Genomic DNA, 21455 nt, shown 5'->3' on the forward strand with positions numbered 1-21455 from the left:
GGAATATTTTTAATCTTTTTTATTTTCTGTTTTTCTTAAACGTTCCATGAACGCTTCAATATTGGCTGCGAGAGGTGTAGCAGACTCCCGATTCGCTTCCTGAATGGACGCGTAGATCTCCTGCCGAAAGATATCAATATGCTTAGGAGCAGAAATACCAATTCGTACAGTATCCCCTTCTACAGCAAGTACAGTGACTTCAATATGATCTTGAATCACAATCGATTCGCCTTTTTTTCGCGAGAGTACCAGCATGCTAGACTCCACCCTTCACTGAGTTTACTTCATCTTCTGCCCAAATGAGATGACGTGTCTCATAACTGGAATGATGGAGTACCACTTGTTTTCCCAGATGTTGCTCTGGATTAAGTACAACGGGAGCCAGTAAATTCATGGTAGATCTATTTATGTTGGAATGAATAGTTACCAGAGAGAAAACCGACACCTGCTCTTCAATCCCTAACTCTTCCTTATCCACCTCACCCAATTCAAAACTATAATCAGGTACAAACATAAATGGACTAACCAACAAGAATGATAAGCCAGGTTCTTTTACTGATTGTAAATAACTGAATGGCGTATCTTCCCATGGAATTAATGCGTACTCCGTCTCTTCCTCAAATCCTGGTAACCCTTTGGGAAATTGATACAGATCTTCCTCTTTGACCTCTAGTTCTCCCCACATGCTTGTCTGTATATGAATGGTAAACGCCTCCTTGGCAAAGAATTTATACAAAAAGAGCCATAGATGGCTGCATATCGAGACCGTCTATAGCTCTACATTATAACTCACAACCCGATATCTATGTCAGGTGGAGTATATTGAACTGACGCATATTGTTTCACATAAATATCTAGCTTACCCCGTTGATATTCAATCTCGGGTTTGTTAACAATAACGTTCATTTCAGAAACGGCGGGTTGAAAGTTAATATCCGGTGGCCTTGTATCAACACGTGTGTCAACATTATCAAATGAAGCCGGAGTGCGCGTTTCAGGGAATGGCTGTGGTTTCCAGTCCATGCCCACTATATTGGCAATCGTATTACCTGACTTATGGATGGCTGCCAATTGATTCCCCTGTTGAACGCGTTCAGCCATGTTTTGCAGAAATTGTTGCTGTATTCCAGAATATATTCGTGCGTTCATATCGATCATATTCCCGCCATTGTAAGCAGAGAAAGCCTTACTTTGATCTACACGAAGAGTGATAGGATGACTCTCTACCGTTAGCTTGGCAGGTCTGGTGTTTAGCTGTACTTCTGCCTTAGGCTGACGAATAGAGTACTGACCAGGATCAGCATCCATATTGAGAATGGACGGAGTTGTTCGAATCTGGACAACCGGAAGAGTCTTCACAGATTAAGCCCTCCTTCTTATCTCAGGAAGTCTACCAGAGAGGGCGAAATAATCTTAGCACCCGCAGATAAGGAAGCATTGTAGATGTTTTCCTGTATTTTGGATTGCATCGCCAATTCTGCATAATCTGCATCCTCAACTTTGGCTTGCAGATCTGTCAAATTGATATTAAGGTCATCGAGACGTCCCATCATCAGATCAACACGGTTGGTTTTTGCTCCAAGCTCAGAACGAATGGCCAGCATCTTGTTCATTCGGGTATCTATATTATCCAGTTGCTTGGATAACGCCTCTGTATCCCCTTCTGTTAGAGCCTTCATAATGTTATTAACCGTTACGAATAGATTATCCTCTTCCGTTCCAGTACCAAATACCTCATTGCCATTCACATTGATGGGTAACTGAACACTCTCACCAACAATAAAGTTAATTTTACCCTTGTCCGTTACAATAGATGCAGCATTCGAGGTATCAAAGGACCCATCTGGATTGGTAGGAAACTCGTAAGGTTTTACATCATAGGTTTCACCGTTGAAGATATACTTGCCGTTCAGCTTACTATTAGATACATCAATTAGTTGTTCATTCAACTGTTTTACTTCCTCATTAATGCTGTCTAGTGCAGATTGAGGATTAGTGCCTGTCGATCCCTGAACTACCAGTTCACGTAAGCGTTGAACAACGTTCCCAGCTTGATTCATAACGGTATCATTGAATTCCAACCAAGAAATAGCACTGTCTACGTTTTTCTGATACTGTTCATTGGAGGATAGCTCTGCACGATAACGAAGGGAGTACGTTATCCCTACCGGATCATCTGAAGGTTTGTTAATCTTCCGACCTGTAGCTAATTGGGTCTGCGTATTATTCATCTGTTGTGCGTTCCGGTTCAGGTTTAACAGTAGCTGTGAACTGAGCATATTATTTGTTATTCTCATGGTCTGTTATGTCACTCCCTTCTATTATCTGCCTACTGTCCCAGTAGAGTTAATTAATTTATCAAGTAATTCATCATAAGTGGTCATAAATCGAGCGGATGCGTTATATGCATGTTGAAACTTAATCATATTGGACATCTCTTCATCCAAAGATACTCCGCTAACCGATTGGCGACGTGTCTCCACCTGCTCCACCAAAAATTCCGAGTTGGATGTCTGACGTGCGGCTTCCTGAGACTGCACACCCAGCTGTCCAACAATAGCGCTAAACTGTGCGCCAATAGCTGCATTACGCATGCCGTCGGCAGACTTCATTGGTGTATCTTTCAGATTGGCGAGCAAAATGGCAAGTGTATTATTACCTTTGATTACAGTCTCTGTGCCGGACGCATCTGTAGTACGCAAAGAAGTAGCAATTTTATTCGGATCAGCCAAAATTTCTGCGTTCAATGAGATATTGCCAGCTGTAATGGCTGTTCCCCCACCTGCTGCTGTGAAGAAAGGTAATCCTGGTGCATTGGTCCCGTCCATACTATATCCAAGCTGATGCAGACCGTTCAGTCCTTTGACTGTAACCTTCAAGTCTGTAGCAAGTGTACGCGCTGCACCCGTGTATGTAACCCCATCCAGTACAGTATTGTCTGGTAATACCGAACCTGCTGGAAGAGTAATCTCAATATCTCCGTTAGCAAGGGTATTAGCCAAGTCGTCCATTTGTTTCCGGTAATCACTTACCAAGGTATCTCTGGACTTAATCATGCCATGAACTTCACCATTGGTGAGTGTACCAGCAGTATATGCATCATTCAGAAAAGCAGGATCTACCGCGACTTGTACTGCCCCGCCTGTAACGAGTGCCTGTCCATTCATCTGAATCTGATATCCTTGCGGGGAATCCGTAACGGTAACATTCATGATTTTGGACAGCTTGTCCGTCATTAGATCGCGTTGGTCACGCAAATCGTTGGCATTGTCGCCAAGTGACTCAATTTTCACAATGGCACTATTGAGGTTCGCAATATTACCCAGGTAACCCTGGATCTCATTACTTTTCACAGCGATGTTACTATCCAAATCCTGACTAAGCGCATCCAATTGACGGCTAATCTGATTCATCGCATCCGTAAGAGCAAGTGTGGTTTCCTTGACAATTCGACGTGCCGTAACGTCCTCAGGGTTTTTACTCAGATCTGACCATGATTTGTAGAAGTTATCCATAACCGTCCGGAATCCAGTGTCCGATGGCTCGTTCACAATCGCTTCCAGTTTCTCAAGTGTATCTCGTTGAATGGACCAACTCCCGAAGTTGGTGTTTTCATTACGATATTGGTCATCTAGGAATTTCTCGCGTACACGTGTGATAGAGTCAAACTCTACCCCAGTACCGAGCTGTCCTGGTGTTGTGCTATGCAGAAATGCAAATGGCTCCATTGGAATGGAGGCCTGCATATTTACCTTTTGGCGTGAGTACCCTTCCGTGTTGGCATTGGCTACGTTATGGCCTGTTGTGCTAAGAGCTGTCGTCTGTGTGAACAAACTGCGTTTAGCCGTTTCGATTGAATGAAATGTAGATGTCACCTGGTTTCCCCCTAATTAATCAGGCACGCGTGTCAAACAGACCGATTCGCCCTGGATTGCCGTTCTTATCAGCAGGATGCTGATATGTGGCATCCTGTTCTGGCCGAGAAGCAAAGATGTCCATTGAAAGATCAATAAACATCAACGATTGCTCGATCAGCTTTTGATTCAGTTGATTGATTTCCTTTAACTCCTGCAGTGTTCCCGCCAGCTTCTTCTGGACTTCGAGCAATCGCTGTTTGTCAGCCGGATCAAAAATCAGTTTGGAGATCTCTGTAATGTTCAGGTTCAGCATGGACTTGATTCCACGCTCCTGAAGCAATTCGTGAACCGCACTCTGTCGTTCAATCTCCAATGGCTCCTGTTGTTTCATGAAACGGGACTCTTTGTTCAGAACGGCAATGAGTTCATCCACATCGTTTTTGACAATGACCTGTCTCTTGACCTCGCTGAGTGCCAGCATATCGCGGTGACTTTGTTCCATTTGCTGCAAAACTGCAATTAATCTGTCCAGTGCTGCCATTACGTGATCACCTATTCCTTATCAAAAGACTTAAAATACGGTAGCAATTTGTCAGCAAGCTTGCTGCTGTCTACCTGATACGTTCCTGAACTGACCTGTTCTTTCAGTTCCTGTATCCGCTGAATGCGTCCTGCATCTTGTGTACGCCCTTGTTCCTCAAGCATCTTCATCGCCTCCGGAGAAATGGATACTTCGTCCTTACGGCGGCTCTTCTTGGCATCAGCCTGCTGATTGGATTCAACGTTCCTCTGATATGAATTGATGGCGCCAATTCTACTCGGTTCATTGATTTTCATTTAAAATGCACTTCCTTCCACGTTAGAATTTTACATTGATATACGTTTTTCTTACTTTATCTTTATGTTATCGAAATGATTAGGATAATAAAAAAAACCGATAATCTTTAATAAGTTTATCGGTACGTTTCAAAACATTTGTTATAGCAAAACATGTATTTGAGCCCTCGCTCCTATTAATCGCGTAGTTTGTCGACAGCATTGTAGGTTCGTCCGCCTACATTGTTGTTATCCTTCTGACCTACTTCACGAGCTGCCCCTGCTAAGTCTTTCGTCAATCGAATACGACAAGAGTCACACATATGACCTTCACGAATCAATGTTCCGCACACTTCACAAGGATACATCATATTCGGGGCGTTCTCGATGGAAATTCGTCCCTCTCGGATGAACTTGGTAATGGTTTTGATTGAAACTTCTGTTGCATCAGATAGTTCCTGTATGTTGGTGCCTTTGTTTTCGCGCAAATAATCTACACAGATCTGATATTCCGCTTCCATCTCCTTAATACAATTCGAGCATACATCTCGAAAATTCAAAGCATATAATTTACCACAGCGAGGACAATTACCTAGATTCATCGCTAAAACGCCCCTCTCAAACTTCCATTTCCGAATAGATAATAACTATACATTACCTTATTTTCTCTGATGAATCCATAGTCTATTTGCAAAACAAAAGAGGGGCGCAGGATGCACATATACGCAACCCTGCTCCCCAATTTTATATTCCTAATTCAATGTTCTAATACTTATTACAGAAGACCATATGCTTGTGTTCTGATCGTTGAATGCGCGAATGCGATATTTATGCAAACTGGACGGTAACAAGTCAGAATGAATAAATGTTGCATCACTGACCGTCGCCACAATTTGCCCATCGGCTTCAATTTCGTAAAACGAAGCCCCCATAACCGCACCCCATGTCAGAATAACGTTTGTTCTGTCGGAAGTCCCCTTCAGCACAGGTGTAGTTAATTGAGTCATTCCCGTTATCATCTCACTCCAAACTCCTGCACCAGAAGCATTTTTAGCACGAATTCGGAAGGTATGTTCCGTATTTGGTGCAAGTCCGCTCTTCGTATAAGCGACTCCACTCACGGCAACCACTGTACCATCAATCTCCAGATCATATCCTGTAGCTCCAGTTGCAGCAGTCCATCTCAGCGCGATAGCCGCTGTGGTTGCAGAGTTAATACTTAAACCTGAGACACTGGCAGGCAACGTAGTTTGGGACAGTATTGCTGTCCAGGCACTCACATTAGTATCGGTCAGGGAACGTATACGGTACTTATGCGCCGTACCACCAAGTAATCCATTATGGACATATAAGAGATCACTCACAGTTGCAACCACTATGCCATCTGCTTCAATCTCATATTTTGTTGCACCAGCAACTTCATTCCATGTCAGCGTAACTGCCGTTTCTTCAGGTACAGCTTTCAGCGTTGTTGGTACATTTAATTGGGTCGAAGCGGTTACGACCTCACTCCAGCTACCAATGCCAGCAGCATTTTTGGCACGAATGCGGAAGGTATGATCTGTATTGGCCAGAAGTGCTGTTTTGGTATAAGCCAGAGCCGACACAGCAACGATTTTACCATCGATCTCAAGATCGTATCCTGTTGCTCCCGTAACCGCATTCCACTTCATAGCAATGGTTACTGTTGTTGCAGAATTCATACTCAATCCGGTCACACTGCCTGGTATAGTGCTTTGAGTCAAGACTGTAGACCAAGCACTACTGTTCTTATCCGTTAATGCACGCACACGATAGGTGTGCGATGTTCCTGCAAGCAAATCACTATGAACATATGAGGGATCAGTTACTGCAGAGACAATTGCTCCATCTGCCTCAATCTCATAATTGGTTGCATCTTTGATATCAAGCCAATTCAAAGTAATAGCGGTTTCCTCTGATGTTGCTTTCAGAGCAGGTGTGTTTAACTGAGTTGTAACATTTGTTACATCTCCCCAAGCTCCAGCCCCAGCAGTATTTTTGGAACGAACACGGAATGTATGATCCGTATTGGCGATAAGTCCCGTTTTGGTGTAAACCACTCCACTAACAGGTACCACCGTGCCATCAATTTCAAGGTCATATCCCGTCGCTCCTGAGACTGCGTTCCACTTCAGAGCAGCAGCTGTGTTCGTTATGCTTGTTACCGTTAACCCGGTAACAGAACCAGGCAACGTATTTTGTGTCAAGACTGCAGTCCAGGCTCCAACATTGGTTCCGGTTAGAGCGCGTACGCGGTATTTATGCGCCGTTCCAGCTATGAGATTATTGTGAGTATAAGTAGGCTCCGTAACAATACCCACTACGACTCCATCCGCTTCAATCTCATATTTGGTTGCATCTTTAACTTCAGGCCATGTCAAGGTAACCGCTTGTTCCTCAGAAGAAGCCTTCAGAACAGGTGTGTTCAGTAAAGTTGTGCCATCTACAATCTCACTCCATATACCTGCACCTGCTGTATTTTTAGAACGAATACGGAACGTGTGATCCGTATTTGTCACAAGACCACTCTTCGTATAAGCTACTCCTGTTACTGGTACAACTGTACCATCGATCTCAAGATCATATCCTGTTGCTCCCGTTACTGCCGTCCATTTTAAGGAAATGGCTACATTGGTAACAGAACTAATACTTAAACCAGTAACTGATGCAGGTATCGTACTTTGCGTCAGCACCGCAGTCCAGGCACCTGTATTAGAGTCCGTCAGTGCACGTACACGATATTTATGCGCCGTTCCTGGAAGCAAGCTAGTGTGCACATATTTCGGTTCGCTAATTGTTCCAGTAACGACTCCATCTGCTTCAATCTCATACTTGGTTGCATCTGTTACATCTGCCCATGTCAATGTAATCGCTGTTTCTTCCGAGGAAGCTTTTAGAACAGGGGTATTCAATAACGTTGTGCCACTTACCCCGTCACTCCAAGTCCCAGCACCTGCCGCATTTTTGGAGCGAACGCGGAACGTATGATCCGTATTAGCCGCAAGTCCGGTCTTGTTGTATGTTAATCCAGTAGCGGCTACTACCGTGCCATCAATTTCAAGATCATAACCTGCTGCTCCGGTTACAGCATTCCATTTCAAACCCATTGTTGTGTTCGTTACAGAGGTAATGCCCAACCCTGTTACTGAACCTGGTAGTGTATTTTGATTTAAAACAGCAGTCCATGCGCCATTGTTTGTATCTGTCAGTGCTCTTACACGATACTTATGCGCTGTTCCTGGCTGGAGACCTGAATGCACATATTTTGGCTCATCAACTGTTGCGATAGTTGATCCATCTGCTTCAATCTCATACTTGATCGCATCTGATACATCTGCCCATGTTACTGTAACAGCAGTCTCTTCCGAGGAAGCTTTTAAAACAGGGGTATTCAACAATGTTGTACCATCAATGATATCACTCCACGCTCCGGCACCTGCCGTATTTTTAGAGCGAACGCGGAACGTATGATTCGTATTGGCTGCAAGACCTGTCTTGTTGTAGGTTAATCCACTTACAGCTATTACCGTGCCATCAATCTCCAAGTCGTAACCCGTTGCTCCAGTTACAGCATTCCATTTAAGAGCGATAGCGACATTGGTTGCAGAGGTTACACTCAACCCTGTGACTGAACCCGGTAAAGTATTCTGAGTGAGAAGTACAGTCCACGGGCTAACGTTCATCTCCGTCAGGGCTCTTACACGATACTTATGCGTTGTTCCTGGGATCAAATTCTCGTGCGTGTAGACTGGCGCCGTAACCGTAGCTACAACAATACCATCAGCCTCCACTTCATATTTGGTTGCATCAGTAACATCTGCCCAAGTTACAGTAATTGCATCTTCTTGGGAAGATGCTTTCAGAACAGGCGTATTAAGTTGAGTCGTGCCACTTACCACGTCACTCCACACACCCACACCTGCCGTATTTTTGGAACGTATACGGAATGTATGGTCTGTATTCGCTGCAAGACCACTCTTCGTATATGTTAAACCAGTAACTGGAACTACCACTCCATCAATCTCCAAGTCATATCCAGAGCTACCGGTTACTGCACTCCATTTCAAGGAAATTGCGGCGTTCGTTGTGGATGTTATACTGAGACCTGATACCGCTGCGGGCAATGTACTCTGTGTCAGAACAGTTGTCCAAGCACTTATGTTAGTGTCAGTAGCCACACGAACACGATATTTATGAGAAGTACCTGGTAATATATTTCCATGTGTGTAGTTTGATTCACTTACATTTGCAACAATCACACCATCTGCTTCAACTTCATATGCAGTAGCATCTGGTATGGATGTCCACGTCAATGTGATTGCTGTTTCCTCAGAGGATGCCTTCAATATAGGCAAATTAAATTGTGTACGACCTGTTACTATTTCGCTCCAGGCTCCTGCACCTGCAACGTTCTTCGAACGAATACGGAAAGTGTGCTCCGTGTTTCCGACGAGTCCACTCTTCGTATAACTTGTAGCTGTCAAAGAAATCGGGGTGCCGTCAATTTCCAAATCGTAGCCTGTAGCACCGGTAACCGCATTCCATTTTACTGTAATGGCTGTATTGGTGACTGCACTCACATTCAACCCACTGACAGAGTCAGGCAAGGTATTTTGCGTTACTACTGATGTCCAAGCACTTGTATTCGTCTCATTGATTGCCCGCACACGATATTTATGCGCTGTGCCCGGTGTCAGATTGGTGTGGTTAAAGATTGGAGCTTCTAAACCTGAAGAAACAACTCCATCTGCTTCAATCTCATACGAAGTTGCGCCTTCAATGGGAGCCCATACAAGTACAACTTCCTCTGCTGTGACATTAGACTGAACTACGGGTGTACTCAGTTGAGTGGTGCCCGATACTGGATCACTCCAACTTCCTGTCCCACCAGCATTTTTGGATCTGATTCTGAAGGTATATTCTGTATTGGCTGCAAGTCCAGTCTTGTTGTATGTTGTTCCTGTCACCGCAACAACTGAACCATTGATCTCCAGATCATATCCAGTGGCTCCCTTAACAGCAGTCCAGGATACAGACAATTTATTCAATGTAGCATCTGTGATTTTCAAACCATCTGCACGATTAGGTACTGTCAATTGACTTAGTGGTTTACTCCATGAACTCTCATTGTCAGTTGAGAATGCTCTCAGCACATAGGTATGTGTTGAATTGGCCTCCAAATCGTCATGCTCATATGAGTTCACATTGCCCAATTCAATAGGTTCTCCTCCGTCAATTCGCAATTGATATCGATCTGCAAATTCAACGGATTTCCAATTCAATGTATTCTTCCCCTCTTCACCTTTTACGGATAAGATCGGTTTTTCTAGCAAAGTTCTCAGCGAGTATGTATCACTCCACTCACCTGCACCTCTTGGATTAACACCACGTACTCTGTAAGTATAGTTCGTATTATTTCTATAAGGACTACTTGTATAGTCCAGACCATAGAATGGACCTTTAGTTACACCATTTTCTTCAATCTCATACTGAACCGCTTGTTGTGCAGCTGACCAGTTAAGGTTGATTGTCGCATCATTTGCAGTAGCTACCAGTCCAGTAGGTATAGCAGGAACTGTAGTAATTGGCTCCTTTGTTCCCGGCTCTTTTTCAAAACTGAATGATTCTGCCTTACGTGTGTAATATGGATTAAGGTTAGATACAAAATCTACCACAGCACCTGTATCCGCACTGATCACCAAACTAAGTTGAGAGGCTTCATAACTTTGTACATATCTAGGGGTTTCCATTCCAAATTCATCTACTCTGGAACTGTTCCAAACACCTACATTCATACCTGATTGTCTATATTCCATGGTACTGTAATATTCCCAAACCTCGGAAAAGTCAACGATAAATGCGTTAGTCACTTGCCCAGTATAGGTAGAAGTATATTTACCAAATGTTACATTGGTCATATCTTCGAGAGTTCCCCTGATAGACTGGCTTCTTGAGAATGAATATCCTGTTGATGAAATGCTGTATGATCTCGTCCAGCCCAGATCAACCTGTTTCTGATTCACCATCAGATTCCCATTCTGTTCTGATAATACAAAGCGATAATCATTACTCGATGCGATAATTCTATTACTCGTTGCGGCATCTGCCCGGTTTCCCCCATACACACCAAACTGTCCGAATACCAGCATGAATACTAGTAGACGGACAGTCCATAAGTAAAATCCGTTTTTTCTTTTTCCTGCGACCACTTTTGTTCTCCCCTTCAAAAGATATGTTGTGCCACACCCTTGCTGTCACCTGTGGTGAACGGCAAAACTATCTATTCTGCACGAGAAAACGAAATCCTCTTTTTTACATGTAAAAAATTTCTTATTACACTTTCATTTATGATTTCACTAAACAACTATATTTCAAACGGTTAAATATGAAAAGAGGAATTCATATTTGTGAAGTTATTAATAAGAGAACACATTTTCCTATCTATTAGAAAATAAAGCGTAAGTTGTGTATCCAGGGAGACTTAAAAAATATTTAAACAGTAGCTCAATAGACTGATTTTGCCTATTAGGATCTTGCCAGTGTTAGTGTGTAAATCTCAACCGGAATTCCCATGGTAAAACCAGCATTTAAGATAACCCGCCCACAAGCATCCAAGGTACTGCCTGTTGTGTATATATCATCGATCAGCAGGATCTGTATGGGTTCGTCATGTGACATGCCCGTATGTGTTGACAGATAAGATTCCCTGTATAGCTCTTCAATTAACTTCATGCCATCGGGGTTGATGGAAAAAGCGTTCTTCATCGTTTCGATACGCTCACCGCGTGATTTGAAGCTTTGTTTGGTGGTGTTGATCTGGCGCTGCAACAGATCAACGATAGGCAGGCGGCAGGCGGTGGCAAGCCCAGCAGCCAGTCGCTCCGCCTGATTGAAGCCGCGCTCAACCAGGCGCTCGCTGCTCACGGGAACATAGGTGACCACGGCAGGCCGCCATTGCGGCTTCGTTTGTTGAGCAGGCGTGGCGAGATGAGCCACGGGGGCTGGGGGTTCTTTTCCCAAAGCAGAATTCTGTTCCTCGCTCATCGCTTGAAAGGCTTGAATCAACAGCGCGGTTAAGAGCGGCGCGTATCGTTCATGGCCTCTGAATTTGTACATGCCAATCCACTCCTTCATAAGATGGGTGTACTGTACGGCGCTGCGGTTGAGGATAAAAGAACGATTTTGCATATGTGGACGAGCACAGTCCGGGCACCCAACGCCCCGACCACAACGCAGGCAGCGGATGGAACGAATCCATGGAATCTGATGCACACAACGTGGGCATATACCCGGATAGAGCGAGGATAGGATCGCCCGAGTGCCACATGTCAGACAAGTCGCTCCAGGTGGGGCGAGCAGATGATGGAGGCGTTCGGTAAGGTACTGAGCGTGATCGGTAATGTTGCTGAGCCAGTTAAACATAATCGTGTAAACCTCCAATCTGGTCTGGAGAATCTAATGGTATGTACGGAAATATACGCTGTGTGTACTTTGAAATATGGATGCTAATTCATATATTTAATATTTAGGCAGATCACAATTAACAATTATGTCTGGGATGGTGGATGCAGGTAGCCTTTGCGACGAGCGATGGTGTTCATTTTCCGAATTTGTGCAATAGCCTTCACCTGTGAACGTGTCCGACGAGATGATGCAAAAACCACTCTACCCGCCGGGTCATCCATGGAACGCCCTGCTCTGCCCGCCATCTGAACCAGTGAAGCTTCATCAAAGAGACCATTGTCTGCATCCAAGATAAATACATCGCTCCGTGGAATGGTCACTCCACGCTCCAGAATTGTGGTGGTTACGAGCAGACGAATGGTGCGTTCACGAAAGGCTATAACTTTGCTAGCGCGATCAGGGTCCTGAGATGAAGTTCCTTCGATATGGATTCCGGGAAAAGTATGACGCATCAGATTCACAAATGCCTCTATCTGGGCAATGCGTGTCACAAACACAAATACCTGGGCGTCACGCTCCAATGAAATTTGGATGTTAGATTTCAAAGCAGACGGAAGATTTCGTTTCCTAATACATTCAGCAACGGTAGCCATCTTAATCAATTTTGGCACGGGCAAAGGATGACGGTGGAAACGTACTGGAACTTTGGCATGAGTGAGTTTCCCCTGTGTTGCTTCTCTCTGTAGCCGAGTTGGTGGTGTAGCAGACAGATATATAAAATTCCCATCCGGTTTACAGGAAGATGCCGCCGCGTGAGCGAGCATGGGATCGTTATGGTAAGGGAAGGCATCCAGTTCATCGATTATGACGAGATCGAACCCCTGATAAAAACGCATCAGTTGATGTGTGGTCGCGAGCGTCAGTTGAGCATCTTTCCAACGTTCGTCACTGCCGCCGTAAAGAGTAGCGAGCGAGGTGTCCGGAAAGGCTTTGGCCAGACGCGGAGCCAGTTCCAGTACCACATCCCTGCGCGGGGTAGCGACCAGTGCTCGTCCACCGCGATCCAATGTATGTTGGAGCAGTGGAAAAATCATCTCGGTCTTGCCAGCTCCGGTCACGGCCCACAGCAAGAACCGCCCCGGCCCATCCCCTGCGGGCGGCCGGGCCAAAAACGCAAGCGCCGCGGCTGCTGCCGCGCTCTGCGCTGCGCTAAGCCCCCACCGGGCGAGCCCGCCGCCGGTGGGGGCCATGGCCGTGCCACGCGGTGCTTCGCCGCGTACTGGCACGGCCCCTTGCGCTGCACTGCGTAGCAGCAGCGCACAAGCACGGCTGCGCCCCAGCGCGAGGCAAGCCTCGCAGTAGGCGCACGCCGCCAGGCCGCAGGCAGCGCAGGGCACGCGCTGCCTGGCTTCGCTGCCACAGCGGTGGCAGCGGGGCGCGCTCCGCGCGCGTCCAAGCCACGCGTGCCGACGGCGCGTGGTAGGCCCTTGGAGGGCGGCTGTGATACTCAGCCGCCCGTGCAAGCGCGCGAGCTGCGCAGCCGCGCGCCACTCCCTTGGCGGCTGGGCGGTATCCGCCAGCAACGCCTCCGCCTCGGCCGCCAGTAATTGGCGGCCGCTGATCCGCTCAGCCAGCAGGGCCGCGTCCCGCTCCAGCTGAGCCCACTGCCCGGCGGGATACGACGGCGGCATCCCGCCTACCTGAATGCGACGCGCAGCGACATTCCCCGCTGTGCCCGCTACACCTTTTCTCGCCTCAACTTCCCCCGAGGCCAGTTCATATACATCCAGCTTCCTCGCAAGATAACTCTGCCATTCGCGCTGGCCCCACTGATCCATGCTTCGCTCCATCTCAAAATGTTCAACCAACCAGGATGCCTGACTTAACGGCAACGCCTGATCTAACAGCAACCAGCGCAGCACATGTCGCCCACTTCCTCCCTCTAGCCACCAGGCCACATCCACACGAATATCGAGTGACAACATCATGCTCCACCCTTCCCCTGTACGGCACACATATAAGGCAACCTTCATTTACTCTCCTCCCCCATCGTTATTTTTCCGAACGCAAAAAAGCACATGCCAACCCGGCTATTCGCCGGCGCATGTGCTTCATGTCCATATCCAATCTTCTTATGATCAATCTACTTATGACTATACCAATTGAATCTTCACAGCACAAGGTTATTCACGCATCATACAATTCTTCTAATAACCAGAATCTTTCTATAAAATTGCGAAACTTTTTCCAATCTCTATCGTCTATACTTTTAAATTAAGAGTTCTGACTTCGAAAAACTTATTTTAATGATCACTACGTCGTCAGGACCCAGGCAATAACCATAGATTGCATAAAAACCCATTTTTAATTTAAAAGCAGACTTGGCTACAATTACAAAAAAAGACTACAGCTTCTGCTGTAATCTTTTCACTGTAGATCTACGAAATGTTAATCCCATTTCCCGTTCAGATGATGATTTATTGCTCAGACTCACGCAAATCGATCAGTCGAAAAGTGTGATCGGTCTGTGCTATCCGTTCAATATCAGCAGGGACAGCAGGCAGATAAGATGTCTCCATTCCTTGCCTTTGCATAAGCTTTTCAATAATCGTAATCGTTTCCGCTTCTGTACGATCAGCAACAACGGTTAATCTGAAGCTCTTTCCACGGTATAACAATTCCCGGCAAAGTGCTCTTACAATGCCTTCGATCCGCCCTGCCTGATTGGAAGGGATGAGCAAGATCTGCTCGAATCCTTCAGATTCCGGACGAGAAAGATGGCGCTGGTGCATGGCATGAACGGCCATTGCCGCCAGGAAGTATATGAGCAGAATCATAGTCAGATGAGCAACCATGGCAACTGCACCTCCTCGGAAGGTCATGCTCACCCATGGCGAACATCCCTGTATACAACAAGTATATGCTGTACTTCCTGAAGGGTTACACTTGCATTTCCTATCACTCATATTCCACGCTGATCGACACCGGACGAAGAAAGACAGGCCAGGTCATTCATTCACGCCTAAGCTTGAACACATGTTCCGCACAACCTTACGCTTTGCTCATTTGCAGTGATAAAGTCCATTAACCCGCAGACCAATCCAGCATTCTGGAAAGGGCGCGAGTGAACACCAATCTATACTTCGTCAAGGTTGAATCAACCAATGGACTGACTTACCATAAGAATACTGCTTCTACGATAAACATAAGGTATTAGAGCGTAACCCAACCATATTTGATCGAATTGATAACCGCTTGTGTACGGTCGTCCACTTCCATCTTCTGCAGAATACTGCTGACATGGTTTTTTACTGTTTTTTCACTGATGAACAGGAATTCACCAATCATTTTGTTGCTCTTACCTTCTGCCATTAAGCGAAGCACTTCAGCCTCACGACGTGTGAGCGGGTTATTGTCACCAGCGACAAATTTAACGCCCGCTTCCTTCGAAGCTCCTTCACTCATCGCCCCTGTTTCATTAAGATACGTCATACGTCGCAGCTGCATGATCAGTTTGCCTGTTACTTTTGGATGGATGAACGCATGTCCTTCATGCACGGAACGAATCGCATTGATCAGAGACTCGGCCTCCATATCCTTCAGCAAGTATCCGTTAGCCCCTTTACGAAGCGTCTCAAACACATAACTTTCATCATCATGAATGGACAAGATAATGACTTTGACATCAGGGAACAGCTCACGCAATTTCTCCGTTGCTTCAACCCCATTTTCAATCGGCATGTTGATATCCATCAATACGATATCCGGTTTATCCTGATTGCAGAATTCGAGCACTTGAATTCCATCGCCGCATTCGCCGATGACCTCAATGTCGTCCTCCATATTTAAAATGCGTTTCAGTCCCTCACGGAACAGCTGATGATCATCAGCCAAAAGAACTTTAATCGATGCTTTACCAGTATCACGGTTTTCCATCATCCTGCTACTCCTTTCCCTTATCCACGTTTGTCGGGATATGAATCACTATTTTGGTTCCTTGATTTTCTCCGGACTCAATCTCTATTCTTCCTTCTAACAGTTCAACCCGTTCTCTCATCCCAATCAGACCGAAGTGGGTATGATCCTTGCTTTTCTTTGCAAGAAGCTCCGGTTTGAACCCAAGCCCATTGTCCTGAACGACAATTTTGACGAGCTGAGCCTGGTATGTAATTTCCACTACAACATAAGTGGGATAAGCATGCTTTGCAGCATTCGACAGACCTTCCTGCACGAGGCGGTAGATCGCTGCCTCCATCGCGGAAGATAAACGGTGTTCCTTACCTCTTGTTTCAAAAAGCGACCGGATTTTTGTTTTTACCTCAAAATCCTGCACATACTTCCGAAGCGTTGGAATCAGTCCCAGATCATCCAGTGCCATAGGACGCAGATTGAAAATAACTTTTCTCATTTCTTCAAGACTGGAACGAACCTGGCCTTTCAAATCTACTATTTCGGCCTGGACCATCTTAAAATCCTGCTTAATGAGCATTCTTTCTACAATTTCCGTCCTAAGCACTAGATTTGCGAGCATCTGTGCAGGCCCGTCATGAATCTCACGAGCAATACGTTTCCGCTCTTCTTCCTGGGCCAAAATTATTTTCAAACCAATCATTTGTCGATTCTTGGCAGATTCGATGATCCGGGTCACTTGACCCAGTTCACCTGACAGGTATTCGAGTACAACACCCATCTGCGAACCGATGGTCTCGGCACGCTCTACAGAAGCTTCCACATTTTTGGCACGCTTCTGCAGATCATCCCGACGGGCTTTCAGATACATTTCCTTCTCACGATAAATCATCAGATCCAGCTGCAGCTGTGTTGCTTTCTCGTACGCCTGCTTGATATCATGCTCGGAATAACGGACAAAGTCGCGGCTAACCTCAGTCAGCCGGATCCGGGAACGGCGGTAGTTCAACTCCAATTGATCTACTTTCTCGATCGTTTCCGCCGTTTCCTTCAGTACCGACTTCAACTCCTCGTTGAGTGTCTTCAGCTCATCGCGAGTTGCGTCCATAATTTCGAACATTTGATATTTGCTGTTTTCCATGACTTGTATGGCGTTTTTAATGACGCGGTCTATGGCATCGGCTTGTAAATCCACGTTTGTTCGACTCCATTTCTATCGTTTCCGGTATATATCATACCATATCACGATGAGATGGTAACGGTCTTCGTTTTCTGTTCCCATTTTACAGTGAGTCCAAGCTGCTCGGAAACGAGTCTGAGTGGGACTAAAGTCCTACCACCCGTTACGTATGGTGCAACAGTTGCGCTTTGTCTTTTACCATTTAGAATGAATTCTTTCTGCCCTACAACCAGATCAATCAGCTTGCTACCACGTAATACTGTGATCCGCTGATTTTTGCTATCCCAGCTTGCCTGACCACCAAAAGCGTCCAAAACATGTTTGATTGGCACATACGTCGTACCATTTTTCAGGACTGGTGCTGCATCAATTGCTTTTTTCGTTCCATTCACCGTCATCGATTTCTGTCCAAGCACAAGCGAAGCTGTTCCCGTAGGCAATCCAACTTCACTGGACTTGGAAGGCATCGTGAATGCGATATTGTCAAAAGCAACCGTACCTGTCTTCGCGCGCTCATCCTGACCCTCTTCCACATTCACCACATAAACTCGCTTCAGCTTCGCCGGATAGGCGATATTCAGTCCGTTCAGGTCCACGCTCAGCTTCTTCCATCCGCTCCAGTCAATCGCTTTAGCAAGATCGGCATATACCGTTTTGCCATTGGCATCCGTGAATTCAGCGCGCAACCAGTTCAGGCTCTTATCTCCCATAACATCCATCGACATTGATGTCGCTGCAGCAGATACCTCTCTGCCGGTAGAACCATTCAGTTGTGCATAAGCATACATTTTACCTGTTCCAGCAGTCATGTCATAACCAAGTTGCAATACATTGGAGCCGGCTTTTTCACCCGTTCCTGCTGTAACAGTTGCCGATCCGGTCACACCCGCTGCGTTTGTCGTGAAGTTGATCGGATAGCTCACATTTTCGAAGTTCTCCCAGATCGTTTCGCTTGCAGAAGCCGAGAGTACAACGACTGTGCTGTAACCATCATAACGTCCAATCGCATATCCCACTTGTGCACCAGAGTTGACCGAAGATACGGTTAATTGGTCCGCCGTAACTTTACCTTTGAACCCGATAAATTCCCATGTCAGCGAATCGGCCGGAACTGTCACACTTTGTCCGCTCTTCGTTGTTGCCGTTACAGGAATGGACATCGTTGTGCCCGCTTTGAGCGAACCGAGACCTGATCCTGCTGTCAGAGAAGCCAATTCACTTCCACCCAGTACCGATACTTTAATGGAAGATGAAGCTCCATTGCTCGTTGCCGTCAGCGTTGCTGTGCCTGGTTTTACGCCTTTGATCGTGCCGTTGCTGACACTCACAATGCCGTTGTTGCTAGATTTCCAAGACATGCTGATATCACCTGTTGCGATCGGGTTGTAGTAGGTGTCATATCCTTTGGCTGTGTACTTGCCCTCTTGCCCCACCAGCAACGTTTGGCTGCCACTCACGGCAAAGCCCTTCAGTTTACCTGCTGGAGCCGTAGAGAACACACCCAGCGTGTTTACAACCTGACGTTGCTCGGTGCCATACTCTGTGTTGAACGTCAGACCTGCGGTCTGCTCACCTAACGGACGTGTTACCATCGTTGTGGAGCCGCCACCGTCCAGGTTCATACCTTTCCAGACACCCACGCTGGTCATAAAGGATTGCAGTTCTGTCAGCGACATCCCGCTGCTGTTACTGTTTTTCTCCGCTGCAATGATGTAGACATACCGACCATCCTGAGAGTAGCCTACTGCCGTTCTTGCACGAATTCCACCAATACCGGACGCAGCGATATCCCGGGAGAAGGAAGCCGCCTTGCCACCGTTCACCAAAATGGTATGACCACCAATCATCATCTCCAGATTACTTGGATCAACCGATTGCCCGGTTGTTTTGGCTTTCAGCTTGTAATCCGCATCCAAGGTTTGCCCAACAGAGAGATGGCTCATGATCCATGTCGCTGCTGTTCCATGCGCACGCAAAATGTACCCATCCTGCGGCACCGTCATGTTTAACGCTTTTTTATCCGAGATTTGGGTAATGACTCCGTTCTGCACAAGAACCTCTGTTGGCGTTGTGGAAGGGTCATTCGGACGTTTAGTGGAGGTCCATGCCGGTGTATAAATATACATAGAGTTGGCATGACTATATTTCACCGCGCCCGACTCTACCGTATAATCCTCTTTATTTATCCCACGCAAAGCAAAGGTTGAACCATCCTGGGCCTTCACCGTTCCATCAAAAGAATACTCGTCGATCATCGGTTTACCGTCCTTGGTCACCGTGAGTGCATACATGCCCGACAGTTCGGAAGGTGTGGAGACCAGTACGCCATCAGAGACCTGTCCACCAATCGGCGCGAGTTCACCGGATACGTTGAAGTAATCACCATTCACAGCAGCCACTGCACCATTTTCCTTGGCCATGGCACCTGTGCTCTGTTTGCTGTTCAGATTACCGCCCTTGCCTGTCATCACATCCAGCTTCACATACGGGTTCTGCAGATCCACCTGGACCACATCCGCCAGTACGTTGACCTTGGAACCGGAACGTGTTGTCGTATATCTGTATTTCATGAGCTTCGCACCGGAAGTCAAAATTTCTTCACTCAACTTACTTGTATTCGTAGATGCCGCTGCGGCCACCGATTGCCACGAAGTGCCAGACCACATCTGTTCACCTGCGCTCATCACCGGTGCAATCCAGATTACACCCGCCAGCGTCACAATTGCCCATTTCTTCACCTTACTGCTCTTAACGTCTTCCAGCTGTTTCCCATGTTTCCCCAGCATGTCTGAAACGTCTCTCCCATCTTGTATATCAATCTTAGACATCACGAACACTGCCAAGTAGGCAGCCGATAGCGAGATCCCTAGTATACTCTTCTATTAATAGACTGCTTTTAGTGGAAAAAGTTACGCCACTAGCTAACTTTGAGGATATTCTTGGCAAAAAAGAACCCAGGCGCAGCATTATCTGCACACCTGAGTTCTACCTGAACAATGATTTATGTTGAATCCTATTCTAATTCTGGAAAAAAAATTTCGGGAAGCTCTCTATTGGTTTCCTCGTAGTTAGCATCAATGTTAAATTCATCACTATAATTCCAGTGCCCATTGGCATAATCAAGATAGAGGAGTGCATTATACTCAGGACTATGCTGCTCTCCATTCTCTGAAATGCTACTCCATTGCAACGTAGCATGGACAACGGCTTGCTTCTCCCCAAGAAACACGACACGTTCGTTGGACATACGGTGCGTAGCATCTTCATATTCAAAAGAAGCCTTTTTGCTTTTCTCCCAAGTCATCCAGTCAGCAAGAGCATCTGCATTTCTTTGCTCAATCTTATATGGCGAAGTATATTTATATGTTAAATCATAATCTTCCTGATTCAGGGCTTCATAATATATCCTCAGATCTGACAATACGCTTTGTTGCTTTTCTTTAAAATCTCCTTTATATTATCAGCAGATGTATCAATATCTTCTGGGAGACTGGTATAACTGGACAGATATTCCGACTGAAGAATTTTCCACAAATTATTTTCCTTCTTAATTCGGAACACGATCTCATGTTGGTCGTCCATTACCTGATTATTATGGATATATGTAACATACAATAATGCCTGGTTCGCTGATTCATATGTAATGCTTGTTATATCGATACTGTAAATTCGATCCGAAATTTCACTCTCTGGGAGTGTAATCTTACTATCCGTCAGATAGGATCTTTGCATATGATCTGAAGCAAGTAGTTTTACAGTGAAAGCTCTATCATATGTTGTTATCAAATCAAGTATCTCTTTCTCTTGACCATACCCATACTGCACCATCCACGCCGTATTCGACTTTTGATCATACTTAACCGAGTGCTTGGTTAACCAGGCGGCATAACGGATAGGTAAAAAGAATTTTCCATCAATCTGAATACCTGGCCTTTGTAATTCGTAGTAATCTCCCGATCCACTAATATAACCATCGTCCGGTAGAAAGATAAATTTTGATTTCCCGATCTTAACTGAGATCTCTTGATCTACCACGGAGTAATTCGCTTGGTACCCCATTAGTTGAATAAACTCTCGAAATGGAACATACACCGTCCCTGATTTTGTCATCAGTTTAATGTCAGTAGGTTTTTCATTAACGTACAGTTGTATGGATTCTTTATTATTTTGAGCATAAGCCAGTGATGGTAGGGATATTAACCCCAGAACAAGGAAAATTACTAGCATTTTTTTAAACAAATTCACACCCTCTATCCATGAAATTTATA

18 protein-coding genes are annotated in these 21455 nt (G+C 45.7%); 1 reads left to right on the forward strand and 17 read right to left on the reverse strand.

Annotated features, from left to right (window positions below; all coding sequences use genetic code 11):
• Positions 1-9: 9 nt before the first annotated feature.
• The 10 genes from csrA to MKX40_RS27710 all read right to left on the reverse strand — a co-directional run bounded on the left by csrA (position 10) and on the right by MKX40_RS27710 (position 11810).
• Positions 10-255 carry a carbon storage regulator CsrA gene (csrA, locus tag MKX40_RS27665; RefSeq protein WP_074096614.1) on the reverse strand — a complete coding sequence of 82 codons (246 nt, stop codon included), beginning with the start codon at positions 253-255 and terminating at the stop codon, positions 10-12.
• A gap of 1 nt (position 256) precedes the next feature.
• Positions 257-685, reverse strand: coding sequence for a flagellar assembly protein FliW (gene fliW / locus MKX40_RS27670; RefSeq protein ID WP_339238132.1), 429 nt, complete (start codon positions 683-685; stop codon positions 257-259).
• A 104-nt stretch (positions 686-789) separates the two neighbouring features.
• Positions 790-1359, reverse strand: a complete 570-nt coding sequence (locus MKX40_RS27675; RefSeq protein ID WP_339238134.1) for a DUF6470 family protein — start codon at positions 1357-1359, stop codon at positions 790-792.
• Positions 1360-1376: 17 nt separating this feature from the next.
• Positions 1377-2297 (reverse strand): flagellar hook-associated protein FlgL, encoded by a 921-nt coding sequence (flgL, locus tag MKX40_RS27680; protein WP_339238136.1) that lies wholly within the window; start codon positions 2295-2297, stop codon positions 1377-1379.
• 24 nt (positions 2298-2321) lie between these two features.
• Positions 2322-3875, reverse strand: a complete 1554-nt coding sequence (flgK, locus tag MKX40_RS27685) for a flagellar hook-associated protein FlgK (protein ID WP_339238138.1) — start codon at positions 3873-3875, stop codon at positions 2322-2324.
• A 19-nt stretch (positions 3876-3894) separates the two neighbouring features.
• On the reverse strand, positions 3895-4398 hold the full coding sequence (locus MKX40_RS27690) for a flagellar protein FlgN (protein WP_076333996.1): 504 nt from the start codon (positions 4396-4398) through the stop codon (positions 3895-3897).
• A gap of 11 nt (positions 4399-4409) precedes the next feature.
• Entirely contained in the window at positions 4410-4694 is a 285-nt protein-coding gene (gene flgM, locus MKX40_RS27695) for a flagellar biosynthesis anti-sigma factor FlgM (RefSeq protein ID WP_053779526.1), read from the reverse strand.
• A 176-nt stretch (positions 4695-4870) separates the two neighbouring features.
• The gene (locus tag MKX40_RS27700; protein ID WP_339238140.1) at positions 4871-5275 is read right to left on the reverse strand and encodes a TIGR03826 family flagellar region protein; all 405 of its coding nucleotides are present in this window, start codon (positions 5273-5275) and stop codon (positions 4871-4873) included.
• A gap of 150 nt (positions 5276-5425) precedes the next feature.
• On the reverse strand, positions 5426-10903 hold the full coding sequence (locus tag MKX40_RS27705) for a fibronectin type III domain-containing protein (protein WP_339238142.1): 5478 nt from the start codon (positions 10901-10903) through the stop codon (positions 5426-5428).
• Positions 10904-11219: 316 nt separating this feature from the next.
• Positions 11220-11810: a ComF family protein gene (locus tag MKX40_RS27710; protein ID WP_339238144.1), complete on the reverse strand. Its 591-nt coding sequence runs from the start codon at positions 11808-11810 to the stop codon at positions 11220-11222.
• Here MKX40_RS27710 and MKX40_RS27715 point away from each other — a divergent pair.
• Positions 11790-12002, forward strand: coding sequence for a hypothetical protein (locus tag MKX40_RS27715; protein WP_339238146.1), 213 nt, complete (start codon positions 11790-11792; stop codon positions 12000-12002). The genes MKX40_RS27710 and MKX40_RS27715 overlap by 21 nt on opposite strands.
• Before the next feature lie 239 nt (positions 12003-12241).
• Here MKX40_RS27715 and MKX40_RS27720 read toward each other — a convergent pair whose 3' ends face one another.
• The 7 genes from MKX40_RS27720 to MKX40_RS27750 form a co-directional block, all read right to left on the reverse strand.
• Positions 12242-13495: a helicase-related protein gene (locus MKX40_RS27720; protein WP_339238148.1), complete on the reverse strand. Its 1254-nt coding sequence runs from the start codon at positions 13493-13495 to the stop codon at positions 12242-12244.
• A 1080-nt stretch (positions 13496-14575) separates the two neighbouring features.
• Positions 14576-14953: a hypothetical protein gene (locus tag MKX40_RS27725; RefSeq protein ID WP_339238150.1), complete on the reverse strand. Its 378-nt coding sequence runs from the start codon at positions 14951-14953 to the stop codon at positions 14576-14578.
• A 358-nt stretch (positions 14954-15311) separates the two neighbouring features.
• Positions 15312-16034: a response regulator transcription factor gene (locus MKX40_RS27730; RefSeq protein WP_026081439.1), complete on the reverse strand. Its 723-nt coding sequence runs from the start codon at positions 16032-16034 to the stop codon at positions 15312-15314.
• A 7-nt stretch (positions 16035-16041) separates the two neighbouring features.
• The gene (locus MKX40_RS27735) at positions 16042-17202 is read right to left on the reverse strand and encodes a sensor histidine kinase (RefSeq protein WP_074092506.1); all 1161 of its coding nucleotides are present in this window, start codon (positions 17200-17202) and stop codon (positions 16042-16044) included.
• Positions 17203-17249: 47 nt separating this feature from the next.
• Entirely contained in the window at positions 17250-19973 is a 2724-nt protein-coding gene (locus tag MKX40_RS27740) for a stalk domain-containing protein (RefSeq protein WP_339238152.1), read from the reverse strand.
• Between the two features lie 227 nt (positions 19974-20200).
• Positions 20201-20608 carry a hypothetical protein gene (locus MKX40_RS27745; RefSeq protein WP_339238154.1) on the reverse strand — a complete coding sequence of 136 codons (408 nt, stop codon included), beginning with the start codon at positions 20606-20608 and terminating at the stop codon, positions 20201-20203.
• Positions 20596-21426 (reverse strand): stalk domain-containing protein, encoded by an 831-nt coding sequence (locus MKX40_RS27750; RefSeq protein ID WP_339238156.1) that lies wholly within the window; start codon positions 21424-21426, stop codon positions 20596-20598. The genes MKX40_RS27745 and MKX40_RS27750 overlap by 13 nt, the downstream gene beginning before the upstream one ends.
• Positions 21427-21455: the final 29 nt, after the last annotated feature.

It is taken from the genome of Paenibacillus sp. FSL R5-0517 (assembly GCF_037974355.1).
Taxonomy (GTDB): domain Bacteria; phylum Bacillota; class Bacilli; order Paenibacillales; family Paenibacillaceae; genus Paenibacillus.